The organism is Vibrio sp. 1249-1 (assembly GCF_033340495.1).
Window position 1 is genome coordinate 1 of the sequence record NZ_JAWOWJ010000606.1, and the last position, 671, is coordinate 671.

The following is a 671-nucleotide window of genomic DNA, read 5'->3' on the forward strand; positions in this document are numbered from 1 at the left end:
CATGCGCAAGCTGAATCACGGTGCGCACGATGGTGTGGTCGCGGTGGTCGTTGGCGAGTCCGGCGACAAACGATTGGTCGATCTTGAGCGTGCTGATGGGGCAGCATTTCAGGTGTTGCAGGCAGGAATAGCCGGTGCCGAAGTCGTCGGCGGCGAAGCGCACACCGATCTGTCGCAAAGCTTCCAGGGCGGGGAAGATCGCCGGATCACCGAACGCAACCGATTCGGTCAGCTCAATTTCAAGATACGCGGCGGGCAACCCGGCATCGGCCAGCACGCCCTTTACCCACTTGTCGAAATCTGGCCCCACTTGGCTCGCCGAAACATTGACGGCCAGCCGGAACGGTTGCCATGCCAGCACCCGCCAGTCGCGCATTTGACGGCAGGCTGCGCCCAGCACCCATGCGCCGATTTCCGGCATCAGGCCGGACGATTCGATCACGGGCAGGAACTGGCCCGGCGGCAACAGTCCGAGCGTCGGATGACGCCAGCGCAACAGGGCTTCCGCGCCGACAATCTGCTCACTGCGCAAATCGACAATCGGCTGGTAGTGCAGCTCAAGCTGCCCGCGCTCGACCGCCTGCGCCAGTTGCGCCACTGTCCATTCAATTGGCTGGGAAGCGCTCATGATCGACCTCTGAAGGCCCGCAGCAGCCGCGTCACAGACAGGA

General features: G+C 63.2%; 1 protein-coding gene. It reads right to left on the minus strand.

Annotated elements, in window-relative coordinates; translation table 11 throughout:
• On the minus strand, window positions 1-628 hold a 628-nt coding region (locus tag R7Z50_RS27895; RefSeq protein ID WP_411979530.1), incomplete at its 3' end, for an EAL domain-containing protein.
• Between the last annotated feature and the right edge of the window lie 43 nt (window positions 629-671).